The 19,448-nt window shown below is 71.7% G+C and carries 20 protein-coding genes; 5 read left to right on the top strand and 15 right to left on the bottom strand.

What is annotated here, in order from left to right:
- The first annotated feature begins 7 nt into the window (after positions 1 to 7).
- The 4 genes from NC595_RS01175 (at position 8) to NC595_RS01190 (ending at position 3,389) form a co-directional block, all read left to right on the top strand.
- A complete protein-coding gene (locus tag NC595_RS01175) occupies positions 8 to 247 on the top strand; it encodes a DUF2249 domain-containing protein (RefSeq protein ID WP_253564302.1) in 240 nt (79 codons plus the stop codon).
- Positions 228 to 1,535 carry a hypothetical protein gene (locus tag NC595_RS01180; RefSeq protein WP_253564304.1) on the top strand — a complete coding sequence of 436 codons (1,308 nt, stop codon included), beginning with the start codon at positions 228 to 230 and terminating at the stop codon, positions 1,533 to 1,535. The genes NC595_RS01175 and NC595_RS01180 overlap by 20 nt, the downstream gene beginning before the upstream one ends.
- Before the next feature lie 130 nt (positions 1,536 to 1,665).
- The gene (gene fabA, locus NC595_RS01185; RefSeq protein WP_253564306.1) at positions 1,666 to 2,181 is read left to right on the top strand and encodes a 3-hydroxyacyl-[acyl-carrier-protein] dehydratase FabA; all 516 of its coding nucleotides are present in this window, start codon (positions 1,666 to 1,668) and stop codon (positions 2,179 to 2,181) included.
- Complete coding sequence (locus NC595_RS01190; RefSeq protein WP_253564308.1) at positions 2,181 to 3,389, top strand: beta-ketoacyl synthase N-terminal-like domain-containing protein; 1,209 nt, start codon at positions 2,181 to 2,183, stop codon at positions 3,387 to 3,389. The genes fabA and NC595_RS01190 overlap by 1 nt, the downstream gene beginning before the upstream one ends.
- A gap of 46 nt (positions 3,390 to 3,435) precedes the next feature.
- On the opposite strand, the gene NC595_RS01195 is transcribed toward NC595_RS01190, so the two are convergent.
- The 14 genes from NC595_RS01195 to NC595_RS01260 form a co-directional block, all read right to left on the bottom strand.
- Positions 3,436 to 3,840, bottom strand: a complete 405-nt coding sequence (locus tag NC595_RS01195) for a SirB2 family protein (RefSeq protein ID WP_253564310.1) — start codon at positions 3,838 to 3,840, stop codon at positions 3,436 to 3,438.
- Between the two features lie 53 nt (positions 3,841 to 3,893).
- Positions 3,894 to 6,176 carry a nitric-oxide reductase large subunit gene (locus tag NC595_RS01200; RefSeq protein ID WP_253564312.1) on the bottom strand — a complete coding sequence of 761 codons (2,283 nt, stop codon included), beginning with the start codon at positions 6,174 to 6,176 and terminating at the stop codon, positions 3,894 to 3,896.
- A gap of 129 nt (positions 6,177 to 6,305) precedes the next feature.
- Positions 6,306 to 7,070, bottom strand: a complete 765-nt coding sequence (locus NC595_RS01205; RefSeq protein ID WP_253564314.1) for a prephenate dehydrogenase/arogenate dehydrogenase family protein — start codon at positions 7,068 to 7,070, stop codon at positions 6,306 to 6,308.
- 56 nt (positions 7,071 to 7,126) lie between these two features.
- Complete coding sequence (locus NC595_RS01210) at positions 7,127 to 8,230, bottom strand: PLP-dependent cysteine synthase family protein (RefSeq protein ID WP_253564316.1); 1,104 nt, start codon at positions 8,228 to 8,230, stop codon at positions 7,127 to 7,129.
- Between the two features lies 1 nt (position 8,231).
- Positions 8,232 to 8,657: a group III truncated hemoglobin gene (locus tag NC595_RS01215; protein ID WP_253564318.1), complete on the bottom strand. Its 426-nt coding sequence runs from the start codon at positions 8,655 to 8,657 to the stop codon at positions 8,232 to 8,234.
- Between the two features lie 4 nt (positions 8,658 to 8,661).
- A complete protein-coding gene (gene ccoS / locus NC595_RS01220; protein WP_253564320.1) occupies positions 8,662 to 8,910 on the bottom strand; it encodes a cbb3-type cytochrome oxidase assembly protein CcoS in 249 nt (82 codons plus the stop codon).
- Positions 8,907 to 11,126: a heavy metal translocating P-type ATPase gene (locus NC595_RS01225; RefSeq protein ID WP_253564326.1), complete on the bottom strand. Its 2,220-nt coding sequence runs from the start codon at positions 11,124 to 11,126 to the stop codon at positions 8,907 to 8,909. The genes ccoS and NC595_RS01225 overlap by 4 nt, the downstream gene beginning before the upstream one ends.
- Positions 11,123 to 11,341, bottom strand: a complete 219-nt coding sequence (locus NC595_RS01230; protein WP_253564328.1) for a hypothetical protein — start codon at positions 11,339 to 11,341, stop codon at positions 11,123 to 11,125. The genes NC595_RS01225 and NC595_RS01230 overlap by 4 nt, the downstream gene beginning before the upstream one ends.
- Complete coding sequence (ccoP, locus tag NC595_RS01235; protein ID WP_253564329.1) at positions 11,328 to 12,242, bottom strand: cytochrome-c oxidase, cbb3-type subunit III; 915 nt, start codon at positions 12,240 to 12,242, stop codon at positions 11,328 to 11,330. Before ccoP ends, NC595_RS01230 begins: the two co-directional genes overlap by 14 nt.
- On the bottom strand, positions 12,239 to 12,424 hold the full coding sequence (locus NC595_RS01240; RefSeq protein ID WP_253564330.1) for a cbb3-type cytochrome oxidase subunit 3: 186 nt from the start codon (positions 12,422 to 12,424) through the stop codon (positions 12,239 to 12,241). The genes ccoP and NC595_RS01240 overlap by 4 nt, the downstream gene beginning before the upstream one ends.
- Positions 12,421 to 13,071 (bottom strand): cytochrome-c oxidase, cbb3-type subunit II, encoded by a 651-nt coding sequence (ccoO, locus tag NC595_RS01245; protein ID WP_017461780.1) that lies wholly within the window; start codon positions 13,069 to 13,071, stop codon positions 12,421 to 12,423. The genes NC595_RS01240 and ccoO overlap by 4 nt, the downstream gene beginning before the upstream one ends.
- Positions 13,072 to 13,081: 10 nt before the next feature.
- Positions 13,082 to 14,548, bottom strand: a complete 1,467-nt coding sequence (gene ccoN / locus NC595_RS01250) for a cytochrome-c oxidase, cbb3-type subunit I (RefSeq protein WP_253564331.1) — start codon at positions 14,546 to 14,548, stop codon at positions 13,082 to 13,084.
- Positions 14,549 to 14,741: 193 nt separating this feature from the next.
- Entirely contained in the window at positions 14,742 to 15,806 is a 1,065-nt protein-coding gene (locus NC595_RS01255; protein ID WP_253564333.1) for an alkane 1-monooxygenase, read from the bottom strand.
- 43 nt (positions 15,807 to 15,849) lie between these two features.
- On the bottom strand, positions 15,850 to 16,725 hold the full coding sequence (locus NC595_RS01260) for an alpha/beta hydrolase (RefSeq protein ID WP_253564335.1): 876 nt from the start codon (positions 16,723 to 16,725) through the stop codon (positions 15,850 to 15,852).
- Between the two features lie 130 nt (positions 16,726 to 16,855).
- Between NC595_RS01260 and NC595_RS01265 the strand changes: the two genes are divergently transcribed.
- Positions 16,856 to 17,014, top strand: a complete 159-nt coding sequence (locus NC595_RS01265) for a hypothetical protein (protein ID WP_253564336.1) — start codon at positions 16,856 to 16,858, stop codon at positions 17,012 to 17,014.
- A gap of 133 nt (positions 17,015 to 17,147) precedes the next feature.
- Here NC595_RS01265 and NC595_RS01270 read toward each other — a convergent pair whose 3' ends face one another.
- Positions 17,148 to 19,412: a beta-glucosidase gene (locus NC595_RS01270; RefSeq protein ID WP_253564338.1), complete on the bottom strand. Its 2,265-nt coding sequence runs from the start codon at positions 19,410 to 19,412 to the stop codon at positions 17,148 to 17,150.
- Positions 19,413 to 19,448 lie beyond the last annotated feature (36 nt).

Consider the following 19,448-nt stretch of genomic DNA (forward strand, 5'->3'; position numbering starts at 1 on the left):
TGGCGTCATGCCCGTCGAACTCGACCTGCGCCACCTTTGCGCCCCCGAGCCCATGCTGCGCGCGCTCGCTGCCGCCGGCGAACTGGCGCCGGGCGCCTCGCTGGCGATCATCGCGCCGCGACTGCCGCGTCCGCTGTTGATGGAGCTGGCCCAGCTCGGCTTCGACGCCGAGCCGGAGGCCGCCGCGGCGGATGGCAGCGTGCGGGTGCACATCCGTCGCCCCTGCGATGACCAAGCTGCGGCTTGAGCAGGCGCCGGCAGCGACGCTGCCGCTGCGCTTCCTGCTCGCCATGCCGTGCTGGGGCATCGTCGGCGGCGCGTTGCTGATGCTCGACGGCGACGCTGCGCTGCGCGTGCGCTGGCATCCGGCCACGCTGGCGCTGGTGCACGTGTGGACGCTCGGCGTGCTGGGCAACGCGATGATCGGCAGCGTGCTGCAGTTCCTGCCCGCCGCCGCGGGTGCCCCTTTGCGTGGCGCGCGCCACGCACCGTGGCTGCACGGGGCGTGGAACCTTGGCGCCCTGCTGCTGGTGATCGGGCTGCATCGTGGCGACCGTATCGCGCTGGCCACCGCCGGCGTGCTGCTGCCGCTGGCCTTGCTGGGACTGGGGGCGATGACGCTGCCCGGCCTGCTCAAGGCCGCGGGTGAACGGCTGCTGCGCGTCGGTCTCGGCACCGCGCTGGGTTACGGCATCGCGACCGCGCTGGCCGGCGGCCTGCTGGCGTGGCGGCTGGCCGGATATGGCCGGTGGCCGCTGGCGCTGGTCGATGTGCACGCGGCGTTCGGCGTACTGGGCTGGATGATCGCGCTGCTGGCCGCGGTGGCGCGGGTGGTGATGCCGATGTTCCAGGGCACTGGACGGGTGGCCACACCGGTGCAGGCCGGCTGGCTCGCCGCCGCGACCGTGGCGCTGCCGCTGGCGGCGGCCTGGCACCTGCACCGGCCGGACGGTGTTGCCTTGCCGTGGGTGGTTGCGTCGGGCGGCGGCGCCTTCGCGCTGGCCGCGCTGGCGCTGCAGTGGCCGGTGCCCGGCGAGCGACGACACGCGCTGTATCGGCACTGGCGGCTCGGCCTGGCCGCCCTCGTGGCCGCGGCCGTCGCGCTGGCGGGCGGCGCCGGCATGCTCGCCGGCGCGCTGGGGCTGGGTATCGGCATGCCGCTGCTGGTCGCCTCGATGACGCTGGAGATCGTGCCGTTCGTGGCCTGGATCGACCTGCGTCGCCGGGTGCCGCGCGGCACGCGGATCCCGGGCGTGCAGCGTCTGCTGGACGAGCGGCAGAAGCAGGCGCTGCTCGCCGTCCATGGCACCGCCGCCGTCTGGCTGCTGGCGGCCGTGCTGTGGCCGCAGCCCTGGCTGGCGCGCCTGGCCGGCGCGGCGCAGCTGGTGGCGTGGTTGCTGCATGCGCGGGCGCTGGCTGGATCGCTGCGCACCGCACGCGGATGTCTGCGGCGCCCGAACCGTACCGCCGCCCCCGTTGCCGGGGATCACCGCGTGCCCGTCGATGCGGCCCAGCCCGAGACCCCTCACGCCTGACGCCACACGAAGCCACCGGGACCCTCCACCGACCACTCGCCGCGCGGCCGCCCGTATCCGCTTGACCCGTGTCAGGGCGACCGCATCCGGCGCCGTCCACACTCGCCGGATACCCGCACGAGACGAGCCCATGACCCGCCCCTCCGAGTTCAACCGCGACCAGCTGCTGGCCTGCGCCCGCGGCGAGCTGTTCGGCCCCGGCAACGCACGCCTGCCCGCCCCGCCGATGCTGATGTTCGACCGCATCACCCACGTCGACGACCACGGCGGCGCCTACGGCAAGGGCGTGCTGCGCGCCGAACTGGACATCCATCCGGAGCTCTGGTTCTTCGGCTGCCATTTCGCCGGCGATCCGGTGATGCCGGGCTGCCTGGGGCTGGACGCGATGTGGCAGCTGTCGGGGTTCTTCCTGCCCTGGCTGGGCGAGCCGGGACGCGGCCGCGCGCTCGGCGTGGGGCAGGTGAAGTTCAGCGGCCAGGTGCTGCCAGACGCCCGGCTGGTGCGCTACGAGATCGACATCCGCCGGGTGATGCGCGGCAGGCTCGCGCTGGTGGTGGCCGACGGCAAGACCTTCGTCGACGACCGGCTGATCTACGTCGCCAGCGACATGCGGGTGGGCCTGTTCCAGTCCACGGAGGGCTTCTGATGCGCCGTGTCGTCGTCACCGGATTCGGCATCACCTCGTGCCTGGGCAGCGTCGCCGATACCGTGTCGCGCGCCCTGCAGGAGCTGACCAGCGGCATCCGCGCGATGCCCGAGTACGTCGCCCGCGGCCTGCGCAGCCAGGTGGCCGGCGTGCCGCAGATCGAGCTGGAGACGGCGATCGACCGCAAGCTGCTGCGCTTCATGGGCGGCGCGGCCGCGTACGCCTACGTGGCGATGCGCACGGCGATCGGCGATGCCGGACTGTCCGAGGAACAGGTGCGCCACCCGCGCACCGGCGTGGTCGCCGGCTCCGGCGGCGGCTCGGCGCACTGGCAGATCGAGACCGCCGACCTGCTGCGCGGCAAGGGCGTGCGCCGGGTCGGTCCGTACATGGTGCCGCGCACGATGTGCTCCACCGTATCCGCCTCGCTGGCGACCGCGTTCGGCATCCTCGGCCTGAGCTATTCGATCGCCGCCGCCTGCGCCACCTCGGCGCACTGCATCGGCGCGGCGGCGGACCTGATCCGGCACGGCGCGCAGGACGTGGTGTTCGCCGGCGGCGGCGAGGAGGAGCACTGGGGCATGACCGCGCAGTTCGACGCGATGGGCGCGCTCGCCAGCCGCCGCAACGACACCCCCGCCAGCGCCTCGCGTCCGTACGACGCCGGCCGCGACGGCTTCGTCATCGCCAGCGGCGGCGGCATGCTGGTGCTGGAGGACTACGAACACGCCCGGGCGCGCGGGGCGCGCATCCATGCCGAACTGGTCGGCTACGGCGTCACCTCCGACGGCGCCGACATGGTCGCGCCGAGCGGCGAAGGCGCCGTGCGCTGCATGAAGATGGCGCTGGCCGGAGTCGCCGGTCCGGTCGACTACCTCAACACCCACGGCACCGCCACGCCGCTGGGCGACCTGACCGAACTGCACGCCGTGCGCGAGGTGTTCGGTGCACACGTGCCGCCGCTGTCCTCGACCAAGGCGCTGACCGGGCACTCGCTCGGCGCCGCCAGCGTGCACGAGGCGATCTACAGCCTGCTGATGATGCGCGACGGGTTCATGGCCGGCTCGGCTCATATCGATGCACTCGACCCGCAGGCCGGGGGATTCCCCATCCTTCGCGAGAGCCAGCCGGCGCGGCTGTCCACGGTGATATCCAACAGCTTCGGTTTTGGCGGCACCAACGCCAGCCTGGTGTTCGCCCGGGTGTAGCCCGCCGGGTGCACCTGCCGCACGACCCGGGACATCCGGGTCGCGATCAGCCCATCCAGGCGTGCAGCCAACCCAGCGGGTGATGCTCCCAGGCAATGCCGACGATGCCGACATACAGCAGCAGCGCCGCGACGAAGAAGCCGCGCTGCAGGGCCCGGCCACGCGCGCGCTTCAGCGCCAGGCTGCCGCAGATCACGTAGAGCACCACGCCCACCAGCTTCACCGTCAACCAGCCGTTGGCGAAATAGGCGCCGGGCAGGATGGTGAGCAGCATCAGGGCGGCGGTGAGCAGCACGGTGTCGACCGAGTAGCTCAGGTAGCGCAGCGGCGCCCAGTGCGCGACGGTGCTTCGACCGGCCTGGACCAGCGTGCCACGCAGCGCGAACAGCAGCCCGCTGAGGATCACGCAGGCGATGTGCACGGCCTTGATCTGGGGATAGAACTCGAACATGGGGAACCGGATCCGTGAAGGCGGGGCGCGCCAGACGGCGCGCCCCGCGGGGGTCAGGCACGCTCGCGTGCCGCCTGCGGCAACACCGCACCCTTCGGGCTGCGCCGGGGCGCCAGCCACAGCGAGGCGACGAACACCGAGGTGAGCAGGGCGCCGACCGCGAACAGGCTGTCGCCGGGCACGCGCATCCACACCAGCAGGTGTACCAGCGGCTGGTTCATGAAGTGCTCGGAGCGGGCGAACCAGTAGCCATGGTCCAGCGCCGCGCTGAGCTGCAGCACGCCCAGCGGCAGCAGGGTCAGCAGCGCCATCAGCGACAGGCCGATGTTGAGCGTCCAGAACGCGCCCTTCAGCCAGCCTTCGCTCCACTCGGCCGCCGGCTTGATGCCGCGCAGGCAGAACAGCATCAGGCCCATGCCGAGCATGCCGTACACGCCCATCAGCGCGGTGTGGCCGTGCAGCGGGGTGAGGTTGAGGCCCTGCATGTAGTACAGCGCGATCGGCGTGTTGACCAGGAAACCGAACAGGCCCGCACCGACCAGATTCCAGAAGCTCACCGCCACGAAGAACATGATCGGCCAGCGGTAGCGTGCCATCCACGGGGCGGCGTGCTGCTTGCGCCAGTTGTCGTAGGCCTCCAGCCCGATCAGCGCCAGCGGCACTACTTCCAGCGCCGAGAAGCTGGCGCCCAGCGCGATCACCGCCGTGGTGGTGCCGGTGAAGTACAGGTGATGCAAGGTGCCCAGCACGCCGCCGGCCATGAACACGATGGTGGCGAACAGCACGCTGGTGGAGGCGCTGGCCGCACGCAGCAGGCCGAGCTTGACGAACAGGTAGGCGATCACCGCGGTGGCGAACACTTCGAAGAAGCCTTCCACCCACAGGTGCACCACCCACCAGCGCCAGTACTCGACCATCGCGATGTGGGTGTGCTCGCCCCACATCAGGCCGGCACCGTAGAGCAGGCCGATCGCGATGGTGGACAGGAACAACAGCCCCACGATGTGCGAGGTCTCGTCGTGACGCTTGATCGCCGGCATCAGCGCGCGGCCGACCAGGAACAGCCACAGCATCAGCCCGATGAACAGGAAGATCTGCCAGAAGCGGCCCAGGTCGGTGTACTCCCAACCCTGGTGGCCGAACCAGAAGTTGTACTTCAGGCCCAGCTTGTCCATCACCGCGAACCACTGGCCGGCGAACGAGCCGACCACGATCAGCAGCAGGCACACCCACAGGAAGTTCACGCCCAGGCGCTGGAACTTCGGTTCCTTGCCGCCGATCAGCGGCGCCATGTACAGGCCGGTGGCCAGCCACGCGGTGGCGATCCACAGCACCGCCAGCTCGGTGTGCCAGGTGCGGGTGAGGCTGTACGGCAGCACGTTGGCCAGCGCAAAGCCGTAGGCCTGCTGGCCCTCCACCTGGAAGTGCGCGGTGGTGGCGCCGAGCAGGATCTGCACCAGGAACAGGCCCATCACCGTCCAGAAGTACTTCGCCGTCGCCTTCATCGAGGGCGTCGGCTTGAACTCGGCCAGCGGGTCGCGTGCCGGCACTGCAGCCGGTGCCTCCTTGTGGCTCTGCACGGCGTGATACCAGCCGAGCAGGCCGATGCCGAGGATCAGGAACAGCACGCTGAAGACCGACCAGATGAACGCGGTGCCGCTGGGCCGGTTGCCCACCAGCGGGTCGTACGGCCAGTTCTGCGTGTAGCTGACGCTGTGCCCGGGACGCTCGGCGGCGGCGGCCCAGCTGGTCCACCAGAAGAACGCGGTGACCGCGCGGCGGTGTTCCATCTCCGCGATGGTGTTCTCGCGCATGGCGTAGGTGACGCGCAGCGCGTGGGTGGCCGGGTCGTTGCTGAACAGACTCTCGTAGTGGCGTGCCACCACCTCCATCGCCTGCGCCCGCAGCGGCGAGACGGTGATGCTGCCGGTGGCCGCGTTCCAGGTGTTGTGCCGCTCCTCGGCCTGCACGCGGGCCTTCAGCGCGGCCTGCCGCTCGACATCGAGCGCGGCGAACGAGGGCGCGCCCTCGTCGCGGGCCAGCAGCTCGAGCATGGCGTCGGCCTCGCGATGCAGCCAGTCGGCGCTCCAGTCCGGCGCCACCAGCGCGCCGTGGCCCCAGATCGAGCCGAGCTGCTGGCCGCCGATGCTCTGCCAGACCTCCCGGCCCAGTTCGATGTCGGCGCGGGTGTACAGCGTGGCGCCTTGGGTGGTGACCACCGCGTCGGGCAGCGGCGGTGCCTGCTGGTGCACCTCCTTGCCCACCCACAGCAGCACCGAGAAGGAGGCCAGCAGCAATACCGCCAGCCCCAGCCAGAGTTTTCGGGTCGTCGTCATGGCACGTCTCCGTAAGGACGTGCGCATCGTCGGCGGCGCGGGGGGCGGCTGCCCCTGACCTATATCAGGCGTGACGGCCCCGGCCTGCGCGGATTGTCGCAGCGGTCGGCCGCGTCACGCCGGCCCGGGTCAGTGGCGCTCGCTGATCGCCAGCCCGGTGTCGTCGCCGTCGGCGACCAGCCGGCGATGGATGCCCTGCAGGGTGGCGAGCAGTTCCGCCCGGGCTTCTTCGGCGAACGGGTTCTCCTGCTGGATCGCCGCGAACAGGTGGCCGGCATCGCCGCGCACCGCGGCAAGCATTGCCTTCAGGCCGAGGAACGACGGCGGCGCCACCGCCAGTTCGTCGTCCACACCCATGTCGACCAGGCCCTTGGCGATGAAGAACGCCAGCGCGTGAGTGTGCGCCATGGCTCGGTCGTGCGCGGCCGGCTCCTGCGCAATCACCTCGCAGCCGAGCGAGGCGAACAGCGCGCTGGCGCGTTCGGCCGCCTCCGGATGGCGGGCGCTGGCGCAGACCACCACGCGCAGCGGGCGCTCGCCGCGGGCCAGGCTCAGGGGACCGAACAGCGGATGCGTGCCGACGTGCGGGATCGCATCGCCGAGCAGCTCGTCCATCAGCGCGCAGGGGTGCAGCTTCACGCTGCCCACGTCGATCACCGTCTGTCCCTGGCGCAGCCGCGGACGCAGGGCGCGCAGCGCCCCGTCCATCTGCGGCACCGGCATCGCCAGCACCACCCACTGCGCATCGTCCACGGCCGCCTCGAGCGAGTCGGCGGCGTAGTCGGCCGGCACGTGGCCGCGCGGGTCCCAGGCGCGCACGGCATGGCCGGCCTCGCGCAGCAGGCCGGCGAGCGCCTGGCCGAAACGGCCGTGACCGAGGATGGCGAACGACATCGGAGGACTCCGCGGCAAACCGTCAGGCACGGCGGAAGGCCGTGCGGACGTCCATGCTACGGCATCGGTTGGTCGAAGCCGCGGCCGTCACGCAGCACCGCGCGCAGGCGCGCCTCCCACGGCGCGGTATCGATGCCGCGCGCGGCGAGCCAGCCGCGATCGAACAATGTCTCGGCGTAACGCTCGCCGCGGTCGCACAGCAGGCTGACGATGCTGCCGCGCTCGCCGCACGCCTGCATCGCCGCGGCCAGCCGCAGGCAGGCGACGAACTGGGTGCCCGACGAGCCGCCATAGCGGCGACCGAGCAACTCCTCCAGCAGCCAGGCGGCGGCGATCGAGGCGGCGTCGGGCACCTCCAGTACCTGGTCGACCACCTCGAACACGAAACCCGGCTCCACCCGCGACCGGCCGATGCCCTCGATCAGGGTCGGCTGGCTCGCCACGGCGGCGCGATCGTGGCGGCGCCAGCCCTCGACGAACGCGCTGCCGCCCGGCTCGGCCACGCACAGCCGGGTCGACAGGCGGCGGTAGCGCAGGTAGCGGCCGATCGTCGCCGAGGTGCCGCCGGTGCCCGCGCTGCAGACGATCCACGCCGGCTCGGGCGAGGCTTCGCGCGCCATCTGGCCGAGGATCGACTCGGCAATGTTGTTGTTGCCGCGCCAGTCGGTGGCGCGCTCGGCCAAGCCGAACTGGTCGAGGAAACAGGCGCCACGCGCGGCGTGGGCGGCGGCCACGGCCGGCACCTCGGCCGGGTTCTCGACCAGGTCGCACTGGCCGCCCAGCGCCTGCACGTCGCGGATCTTGCCCGGCGCGGTGCACGCCGGCATCACCGCGATGAACGGCAGCCCGAGCAGGCGCGCGAACCACGCCTCGGAAATCGCCGTGCTGCCGGACGACGCGTCCACCACGGTCTGCCCCGCGTGCAGGCGGCCGTTGCACAGCGCGTAGAGGAACAGCGAGCGCGCGAGCCGGTGCTTGAGGCTGCCGCTCGGATGCGCGGACTCGTCCTTCAGGTAGAGGTCGATGCCGGGGAAGGCCGGCAGGTCGAGCTTGAGCAGGTGGGTGTCGGCCGAGCGCGCCGCCTCCTGCGCCAGGCGCTCCAGCGCGCCGTGCACCCAGACGCGTCCGGTCGGCAGCGGGGGCAGGTCGTTGGAGAACATCTCAGGACTCCCGCGCCTGCGCCGGCAGATGCATCACCGGCACGCCCAGGCGCCGCGAATGCGGACGCAGGCCGAGGCCAAGCTTGAGGGTGTGCGCGATGCGTTCGGCGTGATCGATCATCCGCGCCGCGCCAGCGGCGTCCAGCACCTCGGCGCAGGTCTCGCGCCACAGCTCCAGCCAACGGTCGAAATGGCCGGCGCGCACCGGATGGCGCAGGTGCGCGGCCATCGGGTTGCCGCGGTAGCTGCGCGTGCCGCGCTCCACCGAGCTCCAGAAGCGGCTCAGCAGCGCCTTGTGCTCGGGCCAGTCGTGCACGGCGGGGTTGAACACCGCACCGAGTTCGGGATCGCGCCGCACGCGCTCGTAGAAGCGGTCGACGAGGGTGGCGATGGCCTCTTCGGAAGGGGCGTCGGGGGAAACGGTCATGCGTCTACTCGGGTGCCGGCGGCGGCACGTCGGAGGAACCGGCGCCGCCATCGGGCGGCGGCGCAGCGTCGGGGGAGGAGGATGGCGCGGCATGGCCCGCCACGCCCTGACCTGGATCATCTTCCAGCAGCGGCAGGATGCCGGGGTTGTCCAGGTCGTCGAACTGCTGGTGGCTCACCGCCCAGAAGAACAGCGCCACGGCGATCGCCACCACCAGCAGCGTCACCGGGATCAGCACCAGGAGGATGTTCATGCGCGCCACCCCGGCGCGGGCAGCCGGCGCCCGGTGCGCAGCGCGTTCAGTACCACGCCGAGCGAGCTCAGCGCCATGCCGATGCCGGCCAGCCACGGCGGCACCAGGCCGAACGCGGCGAACGGCACCGCCAGCAGGTTGTAGCCCAGCGCCCAGCGCCGGCTCTGCGCGACGATGCGCTGCATGTCGCCGGCGACCGCGCGCGCGGCGAGCAGGCCGTCGAGGCGGTCGCCGGTCAGCAGCAGCCCGGCATGCGCCTGCGCCAGCGCGGTGCCGCCGGCCAGCGCGGCGGACACGTCGGCCCCGGCCAGCACCGGGGCATCGTTGCTGCCGTCGCCCACCGCCAGCGTGACGTGGCCGCGGTCGCGCGCCTGCCGCAGCAGGGCGAGCTTGTCGGCGGGGGTCTGTTGCGCGGCGTGGTGGCCGATGCCCAGCGCCGCGGCAATCGTCGCCACCCGCGGCGGCGCGTCGCCGCTGGCCAGCATCAGCTGCACGCCCTGCGCCTGTAGTGCGGCCAGCGTGTCCACCGCGTCCTGGCGCAGTTGTTCACGCGGGCGGAAGCCGGCCAGCGGGCCGGCGGCGTCGGCCAGCGCCAGGCACCCCTCCAGCGCCGGCGGCACGGCGCCGGCGAGCACCGCGTCGGCGCGTCCCAGTCGCAGCGCGCAGCCGTCGACGCGGCCGGCCAGGCCCACGCCGGGGAGCGCGCGCAGGTCGTCGAACACCGGCAGCGGCGCGGCCGCCGCCATGTCCGTGGCCATCCGGGCCAGCGCGCGCGACAGCGGATGGCTGCTGCCCTGCGCCAGCGCACCGGCCAGGCGCAGGGCGTCGTCGCGCGTGCCGCGGCAGACGACGATGTCGTCGGGCACGAAGCCCGGATGGGTCAGCGTGCCGGTCTTGTCGAACACGGCGAAGTCCACCTGCGCCAGCCGCTCCAGCGCGGCGCCGTCGGCGACCAGCACGCCGCGTGCGGCCAGCACGCCGAAGGCGCGGGCACGGGTCGCCGGCACGGTCAGCGCGAAAGCGCAGGGGCAGGCGATCACCAGCACCGCCACTGCCGCCTCGAACGCGCGCGGCGGATTGACCAGCAGCCAGCCCAGCGCGGTGAGCAGGGTGAGCACCAGTACGCGCTGGACGAACCGGGTGGCCTGCGGATCGGCGGTGGCCGCGGCGGTCATGCGGCCGCCTTGGGCGCGTCGCGCCAGCGCACCGATCCGCGCTGCCGCGGTGGCCTCGCCGCTGTGGCGCACGGTGAGCTGGACCGGCCCGGACAACAGCACGCTGCCGGCCACCAGGGTCTCTCCACGCTGTCGCCGCACCGGGCGCGACTCGCCCGACAGCAGCGCCTCGTCCAGCTCGGCGTGCGCGCTTTCCAGCACGCCGTCGGCCGGCACCGTGGCGCCCTCGGCCACGTGCACGCGGTCGCCCGGCAGCAGCGTGGTGGCCGCCACCCACTCGCGCCGACCGTTGCCACCGAGGCGCTCGGCCAGCAGCGGCGCGGCGTCCACCGTGGCGTCGCCCAGCGCGCCGCTGCGCTGGCGCGCACGCAGTTCGACGTAGCGCGCCACCAGCAGCAGGAACACGAACATGCTCACCGAATCGAAATAGATCTCGCCGGCGCCGCGCCAGGTGTTCCACGCGCTGCCGGCGAACACCAAGAGCACCGCCAGCGCCACCGGCAGGTCGATGCCGGGACGGCGCGCGCGCAGCTCGGCCAGCGCGCCGCGGTAGAACGGCAGCGCGGCGTAGCCGACGATCGGCAGCGTGGTGAGGAAACCCAGCCAGCGGAACAGGCCGCGCGTGCTGAAGTCGACGAAATCGACCACGCCGAGGTAGATCACGAAGGCGTAGGTCATCACCTGCATCGCGCACATGCCGGCCACCAGCAGGCGCTTGAGCAGGTCGTGCGCGGCGCGCTGCGCGTCGCCGTCGGCACGCGACCGCGGCAGCGGTTCGGCGCGGCAGCCGATGCCGCCCAGCGCGTCGAGCAGCGCCGGCAGCTGCTGGCGCGCCGGATCCCACACCACCGACACGCGCTGGCACGTGGCATCCACGCCCACGCGCTGCACCCCCGGCAGCGCGCGCAGCACCTGCTCGACGCGCAGCACGCGACGCGGATCGTCCAGCGGCGACACCCGCAGGCTCGCCTCGGCGCGGCCGTCACGGCGCGGCCGCAGCACCTGCGCGGCCAACTGCGGGTGGGCCCAGACCGCGTTCATCGCGGCGACGCCGCGGTGCCTGCCGGGGCCGGATGCGCATGGCCATGCGAAGGCACCCCGAACACCGCGTGCGGCGCATCCACCGGCACGTCGGCGTGGCGCGCGCCCATCGCGATGATCCACACGCAGCCGGCGAGCGAAGCGACGAACACCACCGCGCCCAGCCACAGCACCGGCTGGCGGTACCAGCGACTGCGCGGGTCAGCGCCCGGCATCGCCGATGCCCGGGTGGGCCAGGTGATAGACGTAGGACGCCAGCACGCGCATCTGGTCGGCGCTCAGGCGCTTGTCCCAGGCCGGCATCGCGCCCTGGCGCCCGCCGCGGATGGTCTGCTCGATGTCGGCGACGCTGCCGCCGTGCAGCCAGATGTGGTCGGTGAGATTGGGTGCGCCCAGCGCCTGGTTGCCCTTCCCCTCCGGCCCGTGGCACGCCGCGCAGGTGGCGAACAGCGGCCTGGCCGCGGCCGCCGCGGCCGCGTCGTGCGGCGATCCGGACAGGCTCAGCACGTACTGCGCCAGGTGCTTGACGTTCTGCTCGCCCAGGCTCGGTCCCCAGGGCGGCATCACGCCGGCGCGGCCGTGCTCGATGCTGGTGAGGATGTCCTTGCCGCTGCCGCCGTAGAGCCAGTCGTCGTCGGTGAGGTTGGGCGCGCCCAGCGGCACGTTGCCGTGCGCGGCCGGACCGTGGCAGGCGGCGCAGTTGTCCATGAACAGGCGATGGCCCATCTGGATTGCCGCCGGATCGCCGGCGAGCTGCTCGATCGGGTACTGGCGGAAGCGCGCCAGCAGATCGTCCAGCTTGGCGTCGTTGGCGGCCACGTCCTTCGCCAGCTCGCCGTGCGCGGTCCAGTGCAGCGTGCCCCTGTGGTTGCCGAAGCCGGGGTACCGCACCAGGTAGGTGAAACCCGCCACGAACATCGCCGCGGAGAACACCACCCACCACAGCGGCAGCCGGCGCACGCCCTCGCGCAGCACGCCGTGCGCCCACACGTGGCCGCTGGTGCCGTCGGGCTGGGTCGGGATCTTCGCCCGCGGCGCCCACAGGAACAGGAAGAACGTGATGCCCAGGTTGAGCACGATCAGGAACATCACCCACATCGACCAGCCGGCGCTCATCGCTGTTCTCCCGCGTCGTCATCGGCCGCCGCATCGACCGCGTCTTCCATCGGCAAGCCCGCCATGCGCTGGAACACCTCGCGGTGCCGCTTGCGCCAGGCCCAGACCCAGATGCCCACGAAGGTGAGCATCAGCACCACCGTCACCGCGCCGGCGAGGTGGCCCCACGCTTCGTGGCTCATGGCGCACCTCCCGCGCTGGCCGGCGCCGCGGGCGGCTGCGGCTCGTTCTTGATGCCCAGGCCCTGCAGGTAGGCGATCAGCGCATCCATCTCGGTCTTGCCGGCCACTGCGGCGGGCGCCGCGGCGATGTCCGCGTCGGTGTACGGATCGCCCAGCTCGCGCAGCACGCGCATGCGCGCCTGGATGTCGGACGGGTCCAGCGTCGCCTTGGCCAGCCACGGGAAGCCCGGCATGTTGGAGGCAGGGACCAGCGCGCGCGGGTTCATCAGGTGCATGCGCTGCCACTGGTCGGAGTACTTGCCGCCGACCCGCGCCAGGTCCGGACCGGTGCGCTTGGAGCCCCACTGGAACGGCCGGTCGTAGACCGACTCCTCCGCGGTGGAGTAGTGGCCGTAGCGCTGGGTCTCGGCACGCAGCGCGCGGATCATCTGCGAGTGGCACAGATAGCAGCCCTCGCGCACGTAGATGTCGCGCCCGGCCAGCCGCAGCGGGTCGTAGGGCTTCACCCCCGGCGGCGCCTTCACCGCGTGCGCCTCCATGAACAGCGGGGTGATCTCGGCCAGCCCGCCGATCGACACCATGATCGCGATGAGGATGCCGAGCAGGCCGGCGTGCTTCTCGATCGCTTCGAAATGTTTGTAGGCCATGGTCGCCTCCTCAACCCGCGGCCGGCAGCGGCGCCGGCACCTGGTGCGGTACCGGCTCGGGGATCGGCACCGGGATCGGCTTGATCAGCCGCGCCCGCGCGTCGTCGGCGGTGTGCCACAGGTTCCACGCCATCACCCACATGCCGGACAGGATCAGCAGGCCGCCGCCCCAGCGGATCAGGTACATCGGCTTGATCGCTATCAGGCTGGCGATGAACGGATAGGTCAGCGCGCCGTCCGGCTGGGTGGCACGCCACATCACGCCCTCGGTGACACCGGCGGTCCACATCGAACCGACGTACATCAGCGTGCCCATCATGTGCAGCCAGAAATGCAGCTCCATGCCCCGGCGCGAATGCATCGCCGGCTTGCCCAGCGCACGCGGCGCCATCGCGTAGAGCGAGCCGATGGTGATCATCGCCACCCAGCCGAGCGAGCCGGAGTGCACGTGGGCGATGGTCCAGTCGGTGTAGTGCGAGAGCGAGTTGACGGTCTTGATCGCCATCATCGAGCCCTCGAAGGTGGCCGCCGCGTAGAACACCAGCGACATCACCATGAACTTGGCCGCCGGGTCGGTGCGCAGCTTCTCCCACGAGCCGTTGAAGGTGAGCAGGCCGTTGGCCGCCGAGCCCCAGCTGGGCATCAGCAGGATCAGCGAGAACGCCATGCCCACCGACTGCACCCAGTCCGGCAGCGCGGTGTACATCAGGTGGTGCGAGCCGGCCCACATGTACACCGAGATCAGTGCCCAGAAGTTCACGATGGAGAAGCGGTAGCTCCACAGCGGCTGCTGCGCCTGGCGCGGCACGAAGTAGTACATCATCCCGAGGAAGCCGGCGGTGAGGAAGAACGCCACCGCGTTGTGGCCGTACCACCACTCCACCATCGCATCCACCACGCCGGAGTAGATCGGGTAGGACTTCCACAGCGACACCGGCACGGCCAGGTTGTTGACGATGTGCAGCAGCCCGACGGCGATGATGAACGCGCCGTAGTACCAGTTCGCCACGTAGATGTGTTGGATGCGCCGGCGCGCCAGGCTGGCAAAGAACACCGTGCCGAAGCTGACCCAGACGATCGCGATCAGGATGTCGATGAACCACTCCGGCTCGGCGTATTCCTTGCTCTGGGTGATCCCCAGCGGCATGGTCACCATCGCCAGCACGCAGATCAGCTGCCAGCCCCAGAAGGTGAATTCGGCCAGCCGGCCCAGCGCGAGGCGGGCATGTCCGGTGCGCTGCACCACGTAGTAGCAGGTGCCCATCAGCGCGGAGCCACCGAAGGCAAAAATCACGCCGAAGGTGTGGTCCGGGCGGATCCGGCTGAAGGTCATCCAGGGGATGTCGAAGTTCAGTGCCGGCCACATCAGCTCGGCCGCGGCGTAGACGCCGAAGGACATGCCGATGATGCCCCAGACGGCCGCGGCCAGCAGGAACTGCCGGACCACCTTGTCGTTGTAGTACTCGGTATTCGGCATGGGATGCCCTCGGGAAAGTGGCGAAAGTGTCATGGCAGGTTTCGGCCGGATCGCTGATCTGGATCAGGGCCCTGCGACAAGCCACCGCGCCACGCTCCGGTGGACTGTCCCCTGGCCCGCCATCGTGGCGACCGGTCCGGGCAAGGTATGGAAGATTCCTGCCCGGCTTGTGCGATACCGCCCGTGCGCCGGATCAGTGCCGGCAGGCGAGCGCCCTTGGATTCATCACCCTGCGCCACAGCGGCGGCGCCAGCGCCAGCACGAACATCGTGGCGTAGCCGGCCGGCAGCTGCGGGCTGTCGTCGTGGTGGTGCAGTGCCTGGTAGCGGCGGCGCGCCACGGCATGGTGATCGGAATGGCGCTGCAGGTTGAACAGCAGCCAGTTGGTGTAGCGCTGCGGCGCGTTCCACGAGTGGTGATGGGTGACCCGCTCGTAGCGGCCGGGCGCGATCTCGCGCCGCTGCAGCCCGTAGTGCTCGACGTAGTTGATCACTTCCAGCGTGGCCGCCGCGATCAGGCCCTGCAGCAGGAAGAAGCCCAGCGCACGGAAGCCGCCCGCCACGGCGAACGCCGCCATGAACGCCAGCCACAGCGCGTACCAGCGCACCATTTCGTTGCGGGCACTCCACAGCGAGTGCCCGCGCGCGCGCAGCCGCTGCGCCTCCAGTCGCCAGGCGTTGCGCACGTTGCGCCATAGCGCGCGGGGCACGAAGGCATACACCGATTCGCCGAGCCGGGCGCTGGAGGAATCCTCCGGCGTGGCCACGTGCAGGTGGTGCCCGCGCACGTGCTCCACCTTGAAGCCCGGGTAGCCCACGCTGGTCAGCAGCACGCCGCCGAGCAGCGGCTCCCAGCGCGTGGACTTGTGGATCAGCTCGTGCGCCGGGTTGATCGCCAGCACGCCGCCGATGACCCCGGTGGAGACCAGCCAGCCGAGTTGGCCGACCGGTCCGAACGGCTGCTGCGTGAACTGCCACGCGCACCAGCCCAGCAGGCCCAGCCACACCGGCAGCACCAGCGCGGTGAGCGTGCGGAAATAGCGGCTGTGCTCCAGCCGATGCCCCTCGTCGACGTCCGCCGGGTTATCCGTGTCCAGGCCGCAGGCCGCGTCGATCCAGGGCACCACGCCGAAGATGAAGGCGATCGGAAACCACGCGGCGAGATCCAGCGGCAGGCCCAGGCGCGCAAGCAACAAGCCGCCCGCCGGCAGCGCGGCGGTGGAGAAGGCCAGCAGAAACCCGAGGTCACGGGTGCGCATGGGGGGTCAGCCTATGCCTGCGCGGCCGGGCTGTCACCTGGGTTCAGCCTGGCAGGCGCGCCAGCCAGTCGCCGAGCTGCTTCATCACTTGGCTGCGGCCCGGCTCGGACTCGTTGAACAGCTCGTGGTAGAGCGTGTCGAAGTGCCGCGTGGTGAGGTGTGGCGACGACCAGGCGGCCGACGCGAACTCGCGGCTGCCGGCCGGATCGACCAGCCGGTCGGCCCCGGCGGCGAGCAGCAGGGTCGGCACCGGCAGGCGCGCGGCATCGGCGATGCAGGAAGGGCCAGCGCGGAGGATGAAGTCCGCCATGCGCGGGGTGATGCGACCGCTGCACAGCGGATCGTCGCGGTAGGCGGCGATCACCGCCGCGTCGTGCGACAGGTGGTCCAGCGCCAGTCCGGTGCGCAGCGGCAGATTGGGCAGGGTGCGCGAGAGCACCGCCGCCAGCGATTGCAGCCAGGGCGCCTCGTGGCTGCGGAACGCCGGCGAGGACAGCACCAGCGCCGCCGGCGTCACCCGCCCGTCGAGCACGGCGCGGGCCGCGACCAGGCCACCCATGCTGTGGCCCAGCAGCAGTGGCAGCGCGGGTGCCTGCGCGGCGTAGTCGGCGTACACCGCGGCCAGGTCGGACAGCAGGTCGTCCTCGCGCGACAGCGCACCGCGCGGCCCGGGCGTGAGGCCATGCCCGCGCTGGTCGTACGCCATCACGTCATAGCCGCGCGCGTTGAACCAGGTGGCGACGTGGCGGTAGCGGCCGCTGTGTTCACCCAGCCCGTGCACCAGCAGCACCGCGCGGTGCGCACCCGGCAAGGCCCAGTGGCGACGGACCAGCACCTGGCCATCGGGCAGCCGCTGCTCGTCGCGCTCGCCTTCCGGCGCGCGGGCGTGGGGCGGTTGCGGGCGCGTGGCCACATCCATGGATGGCTCCCCCAGCGACATGCATAAAGATCGGATGATGCTACGGGTGACCGCGTTGCGCCAACCTCGCGCCGGTCGCCGTCGACGACATGCGGCACACTGGGGGACTCGCTTGCCGCGGAGTCGCGTGATGGGTTGTCTGCCCCTGCCCCTGTTGTTTCTGGCCGGCTTCGGCCTCGGCTGGCTCATCGACGGTTCGACCGGTGCCCTGTGGGGCGCCAGCATCGGGCTGGTGCTGGGCTTGCTGGCGATGGGCTGGCTGGTCCGGGCGATCCGCGGCCGGCGCTGATCCGCCCGCAAGACGCCGGTGTCGTCCCCCACCCGGTAGGAGCCCGCTCGCGGGCGATGCCCTTGCTCCTGATCACCATCGAAAGAAAAGGCATCGCCCGCGAGCGGGCTCCTACGGGCGGCGGACGATGGCTTCAGTGCGCGACGGGCGTGCAGGCCTCGATCGTGCAGGTGGCCGCCGGCAAGCCCATCGACAGGTCGGCCTTCAGCATCGACGTGGCGTCCGTGCCCAGCTGGAAACGATAGCGGCCGGCATCGCGCACCCAGCCGTGCCTCGCCGCGTCGTAGTGCGCCAGCCGCACCGGGCTGGCCGCGATGCGCACGTCACGGCTCTCGCCCGGCTTCAGGCTCACCCGCTGCCAGCCGGCCAGGCGATGGGTGGTGTCGCCCTGCGGCGGCGCCACGTAGAGCTGCGGCACGGCCACGCCGGCGCGCTTGCCGGTGTTGGTGACGCGCACGCTGACGCTGATCGTGCCGTCGTGGTTCTCCAGCTTCGGCGTGCCATACGCGAACGTGGTGTAGCTCAGGCCATGGCCGAACGCGAACAGCGGCTCGAGGTGACGCTTCTCGAACCAGCGGTAGCCGACGTCGGCACCCTCGATGTCGTAGTCGATGTCCTGCTGCGGCTGGCCCTGCGGCGGGATACCGATCGCCGCCAGTCCGGCACCCGGAATGGTCGGGCGCGGCAGCTGCGACTCGTCCTTCGGCCACGTCACCGGCAGCCGGCCGGACGCATCGACCTCGCCGAACAGCACGCGGGCGATCGCCTCGCCGCCATTGGCGCCGGGATACCAGGCCTCCAGCACGCCCTGCACCTGATCCAGCCAGGGCATCTTCACCGCACCGTTGGTCTCCAGCACCACGATGGTGTGCGGATTGGCCCTGGCCACCGCGGCGATCAGCGCGTCCTGGTTGCCCGGCAGGTCCATCGTCGGCACGTCGAACGACTCCGCGGTCCACTGCTCGGCGAACACGATGGCGACCTTCGACTGCGCCGCCAGCTTCGCCGCCGCGGCGATGTCCTCGCCGCTGGCATAGGCCACCTTGCCGCCGTTGCGCCGGGCGATCGCCTGCATCGGCGAGGAGCGCTGGTACACCTTCGGGCCCGGCCAGGCGGTGGGCGCCACGCCGGTGACCGGGCTGCCGCCGCGCGGCTTCACTCCGGACGAGCCGCCACCGGTGGTCACGCCCACGTCGGCATGGCTGCCGATGACGGCGACCTGGCCCACTGCGCCGACCAGCGGCAACGCGTGATCCTGGTTGCGCAGCAGCACGATGCCCTCCTCGGCGGCACGCTGCGACACCTTCGCGTCGGCGGCGTAGTCGATCGGCGCCACCTTGGCCGGGTGCTCGAACGCGCCCACCGCGAAGAAGCTGCGCAGGATGCGGTGGACCATGTCGTCGATGCGCGAGGGCGGCACTTCGCCCTTGGCCACCGCCTCGCGCAGCGGCTGGTCGAAGTACACCTCCTTGTCGAAGCGCTCGCCGGCGGACTCCTGGTCCAGCCCGGCCAGCGCCGACTTCGCCGCGCTGTGCACCGCGCCCCAGTCAGACATCACGAAGCCCGGGTACTTCCAGTCGCGCTTGAGCACCTGGTTGAGCAGCCAGTCGTTCTCGCAGGCGTAGACGCTGTTGATGCGGTTGTACGAGCACATCACCGAACCCGGGTGGCCGTCGGCAATGGCGATCTCGAAGGCGAGCAGGTCGGACTCGTGCGCGGCGGTCTCGTCGATGTTCGCGCTGAGCGTGGTGCGCGCGGTCTCCAGGTCGTTCATCGCGTAGTGCTTGACGGTGGACACCTCGTGCTCGCTCTGGATGCCGGCGATCGCCGCGCCGACGATGCGGCCGGCCAGCAGCGGATCCTCGCCGGCGTATTCGAAGTTGCGGCCGTTGCGCGGGTCGCGCGCCAGGTTCACGCCGCCGGCCAGCAGCACGGCGAAGCCCATGCGGTGCGCTTCGCGGCCGATCATCGCGCCGCCGGCGTGGGCCACCTGCGGATCGAAGCTGGCCGCCACCGCCAACCCCGCAGGCAGCGCGGTATCGCCGTCGCCGAACAGCAGCGGACGGGCCACGCCCTGGCCGGCATCGGTCTCGTGGATCGCCGGCAGGCCCAGCCGCGGCATCGCCGGGATGAAGCCGGCGGTGCCCAGCGAGCCGGCGGGCTTGTTGTGCTGGCCCTCGAAATCCGCGCCGTACTCGCTGCGCAGCAGCCGGAACTTCTCGTCCTGGGTCATCGCCTTCACCAGCAGGTCGGCGCGCTGGTCGGGCGATAGCGAAGCGTTCATCCACGGCCGGGCGACCGGAGCCTCGGCGGCCGCAACGGTGCCGGCCAGTCCGGCCAGGGAGGCGGCGATGCCGGCGGTGAGCAGGGTGCGCAGCAGGCGCGGACGGAAGGCCATGGAATTCCTCCTTGAGCGGGGAAGCGGGATGGGGGC

It is taken from the genome of Dyella lutea (assembly GCF_024158035.1).
In the GTDB taxonomy this organism is placed as follows: Bacteria; Pseudomonadota; Gammaproteobacteria; order Xanthomonadales; family Rhodanobacteraceae; genus Dyella_A; species Dyella_A lutea.

What these genes read in the sequence shown, in the direction of transcription:
- ccoN (WP_253564331.1), bottom strand. Translation starts at nt 14,548, where the DNA reads ATGCCGAATACCGAGTACTACAACGACAAGGTGGTCCGGCAGTTCCTG.
- ccoP (WP_253564329.1), bottom strand. Translation starts at nt 12,242, where the DNA reads ATGAGCGCCGGCTGGTCGATGTGGGTGATGTTCCTGATCGTGCTCAAC.
- NC595_RS01195 (WP_253564310.1), bottom strand. Translation starts at nt 3,840, where the DNA reads ATGTTCGAGTTCTATCCCCAGATCAAGGCCGTGCACATCGCCTGCGTG.
- NC595_RS01210 (WP_253564316.1), bottom strand. Translation starts at nt 8,230, where the DNA reads ATGTTCTCCAACGACCTGCCCCCGCTGCCGACCGGACGCGTCTGGGTG.
- ccoS (WP_253564320.1), bottom strand. Translation starts at nt 8,910, where the DNA reads ATGAACATCCTCCTGGTGCTGATCCCGGTGACGCTGCTGGTGGTGGCG.
- NC595_RS01225 (WP_253564326.1), bottom strand. Translation starts at nt 11,126, where the DNA reads ATGAACGCGGTCTGGGCCCACCCGCAGTTGGCCGCGCAGGTGCTGCGG.
- NC595_RS01200 (WP_253564312.1), bottom strand. Translation starts at nt 6,176, where the DNA reads ATGACGACGACCCGAAAACTCTGGCTGGGGCTGGCGGTATTGCTGCTG.
- NC595_RS01260 (WP_253564335.1), bottom strand. Translation starts at nt 16,725, where the DNA reads ATGGATGTGGCCACGCGCCCGCAACCGCCCCACGCCCGCGCGCCGGAA.
- NC595_RS01175 (WP_253564302.1), top strand. Translation starts at nt 8, where the DNA reads ATGCCCGTCGAACTCGACCTGCGCCACCTTTGCGCCCCCGAGCCCATG.
- NC595_RS01215 (WP_253564318.1), bottom strand. Translation starts at nt 8,657, where the DNA reads ATGACCGTTTCCCCCGACGCCCCTTCCGAAGAGGCCATCGCCACCCTC.
- NC595_RS01230 (WP_253564328.1), bottom strand. Translation starts at nt 11,341, where the DNA reads ATGCCGGGCGCTGACCCGCGCAGTCGCTGGTACCGCCAGCCGGTGCTG.
- NC595_RS01190 (WP_253564308.1), top strand. Translation starts at nt 2,181, where the DNA reads ATGCGCCGTGTCGTCGTCACCGGATTCGGCATCACCTCGTGCCTGGGC.
- ccoO (WP_017461780.1), bottom strand. Translation starts at nt 13,071, where the DNA reads ATGGCCTACAAACATTTCGAAGCGATCGAGAAGCACGCCGGCCTGCTC.
- fabA (WP_253564306.1), top strand. Translation starts at nt 1,666, where the DNA reads ATGACCCGCCCCTCCGAGTTCAACCGCGACCAGCTGCTGGCCTGCGCC.
- NC595_RS01270 (WP_253564338.1), bottom strand. Translation starts at nt 19,412, where the DNA reads ATGGCCTTCCGTCCGCGCCTGCTGCGCACCCTGCTCACCGCCGGCATC.
- NC595_RS01205 (WP_253564314.1), bottom strand. Translation starts at nt 7,070, where the DNA reads ATGTCGTTCGCCATCCTCGGTCACGGCCGTTTCGGCCAGGCGCTCGCC.
- NC595_RS01255 (WP_253564333.1), bottom strand. Translation starts at nt 15,806, where the DNA reads ATGCGCACCCGTGACCTCGGGTTTCTGCTGGCCTTCTCCACCGCCGCG.
- NC595_RS01180 (WP_253564304.1), top strand. Translation starts at nt 228, where the DNA reads ATGACCAAGCTGCGGCTTGAGCAGGCGCCGGCAGCGACGCTGCCGCTG.
- NC595_RS01265 (WP_253564336.1), top strand. Translation starts at nt 16,856, where the DNA reads ATGGGTTGTCTGCCCCTGCCCCTGTTGTTTCTGGCCGGCTTCGGCCTC.
- NC595_RS01240 (WP_253564330.1), bottom strand. Translation starts at nt 12,424, where the DNA reads ATGAGCCACGAAGCGTGGGGCCACCTCGCCGGCGCGGTGACGGTGGTG.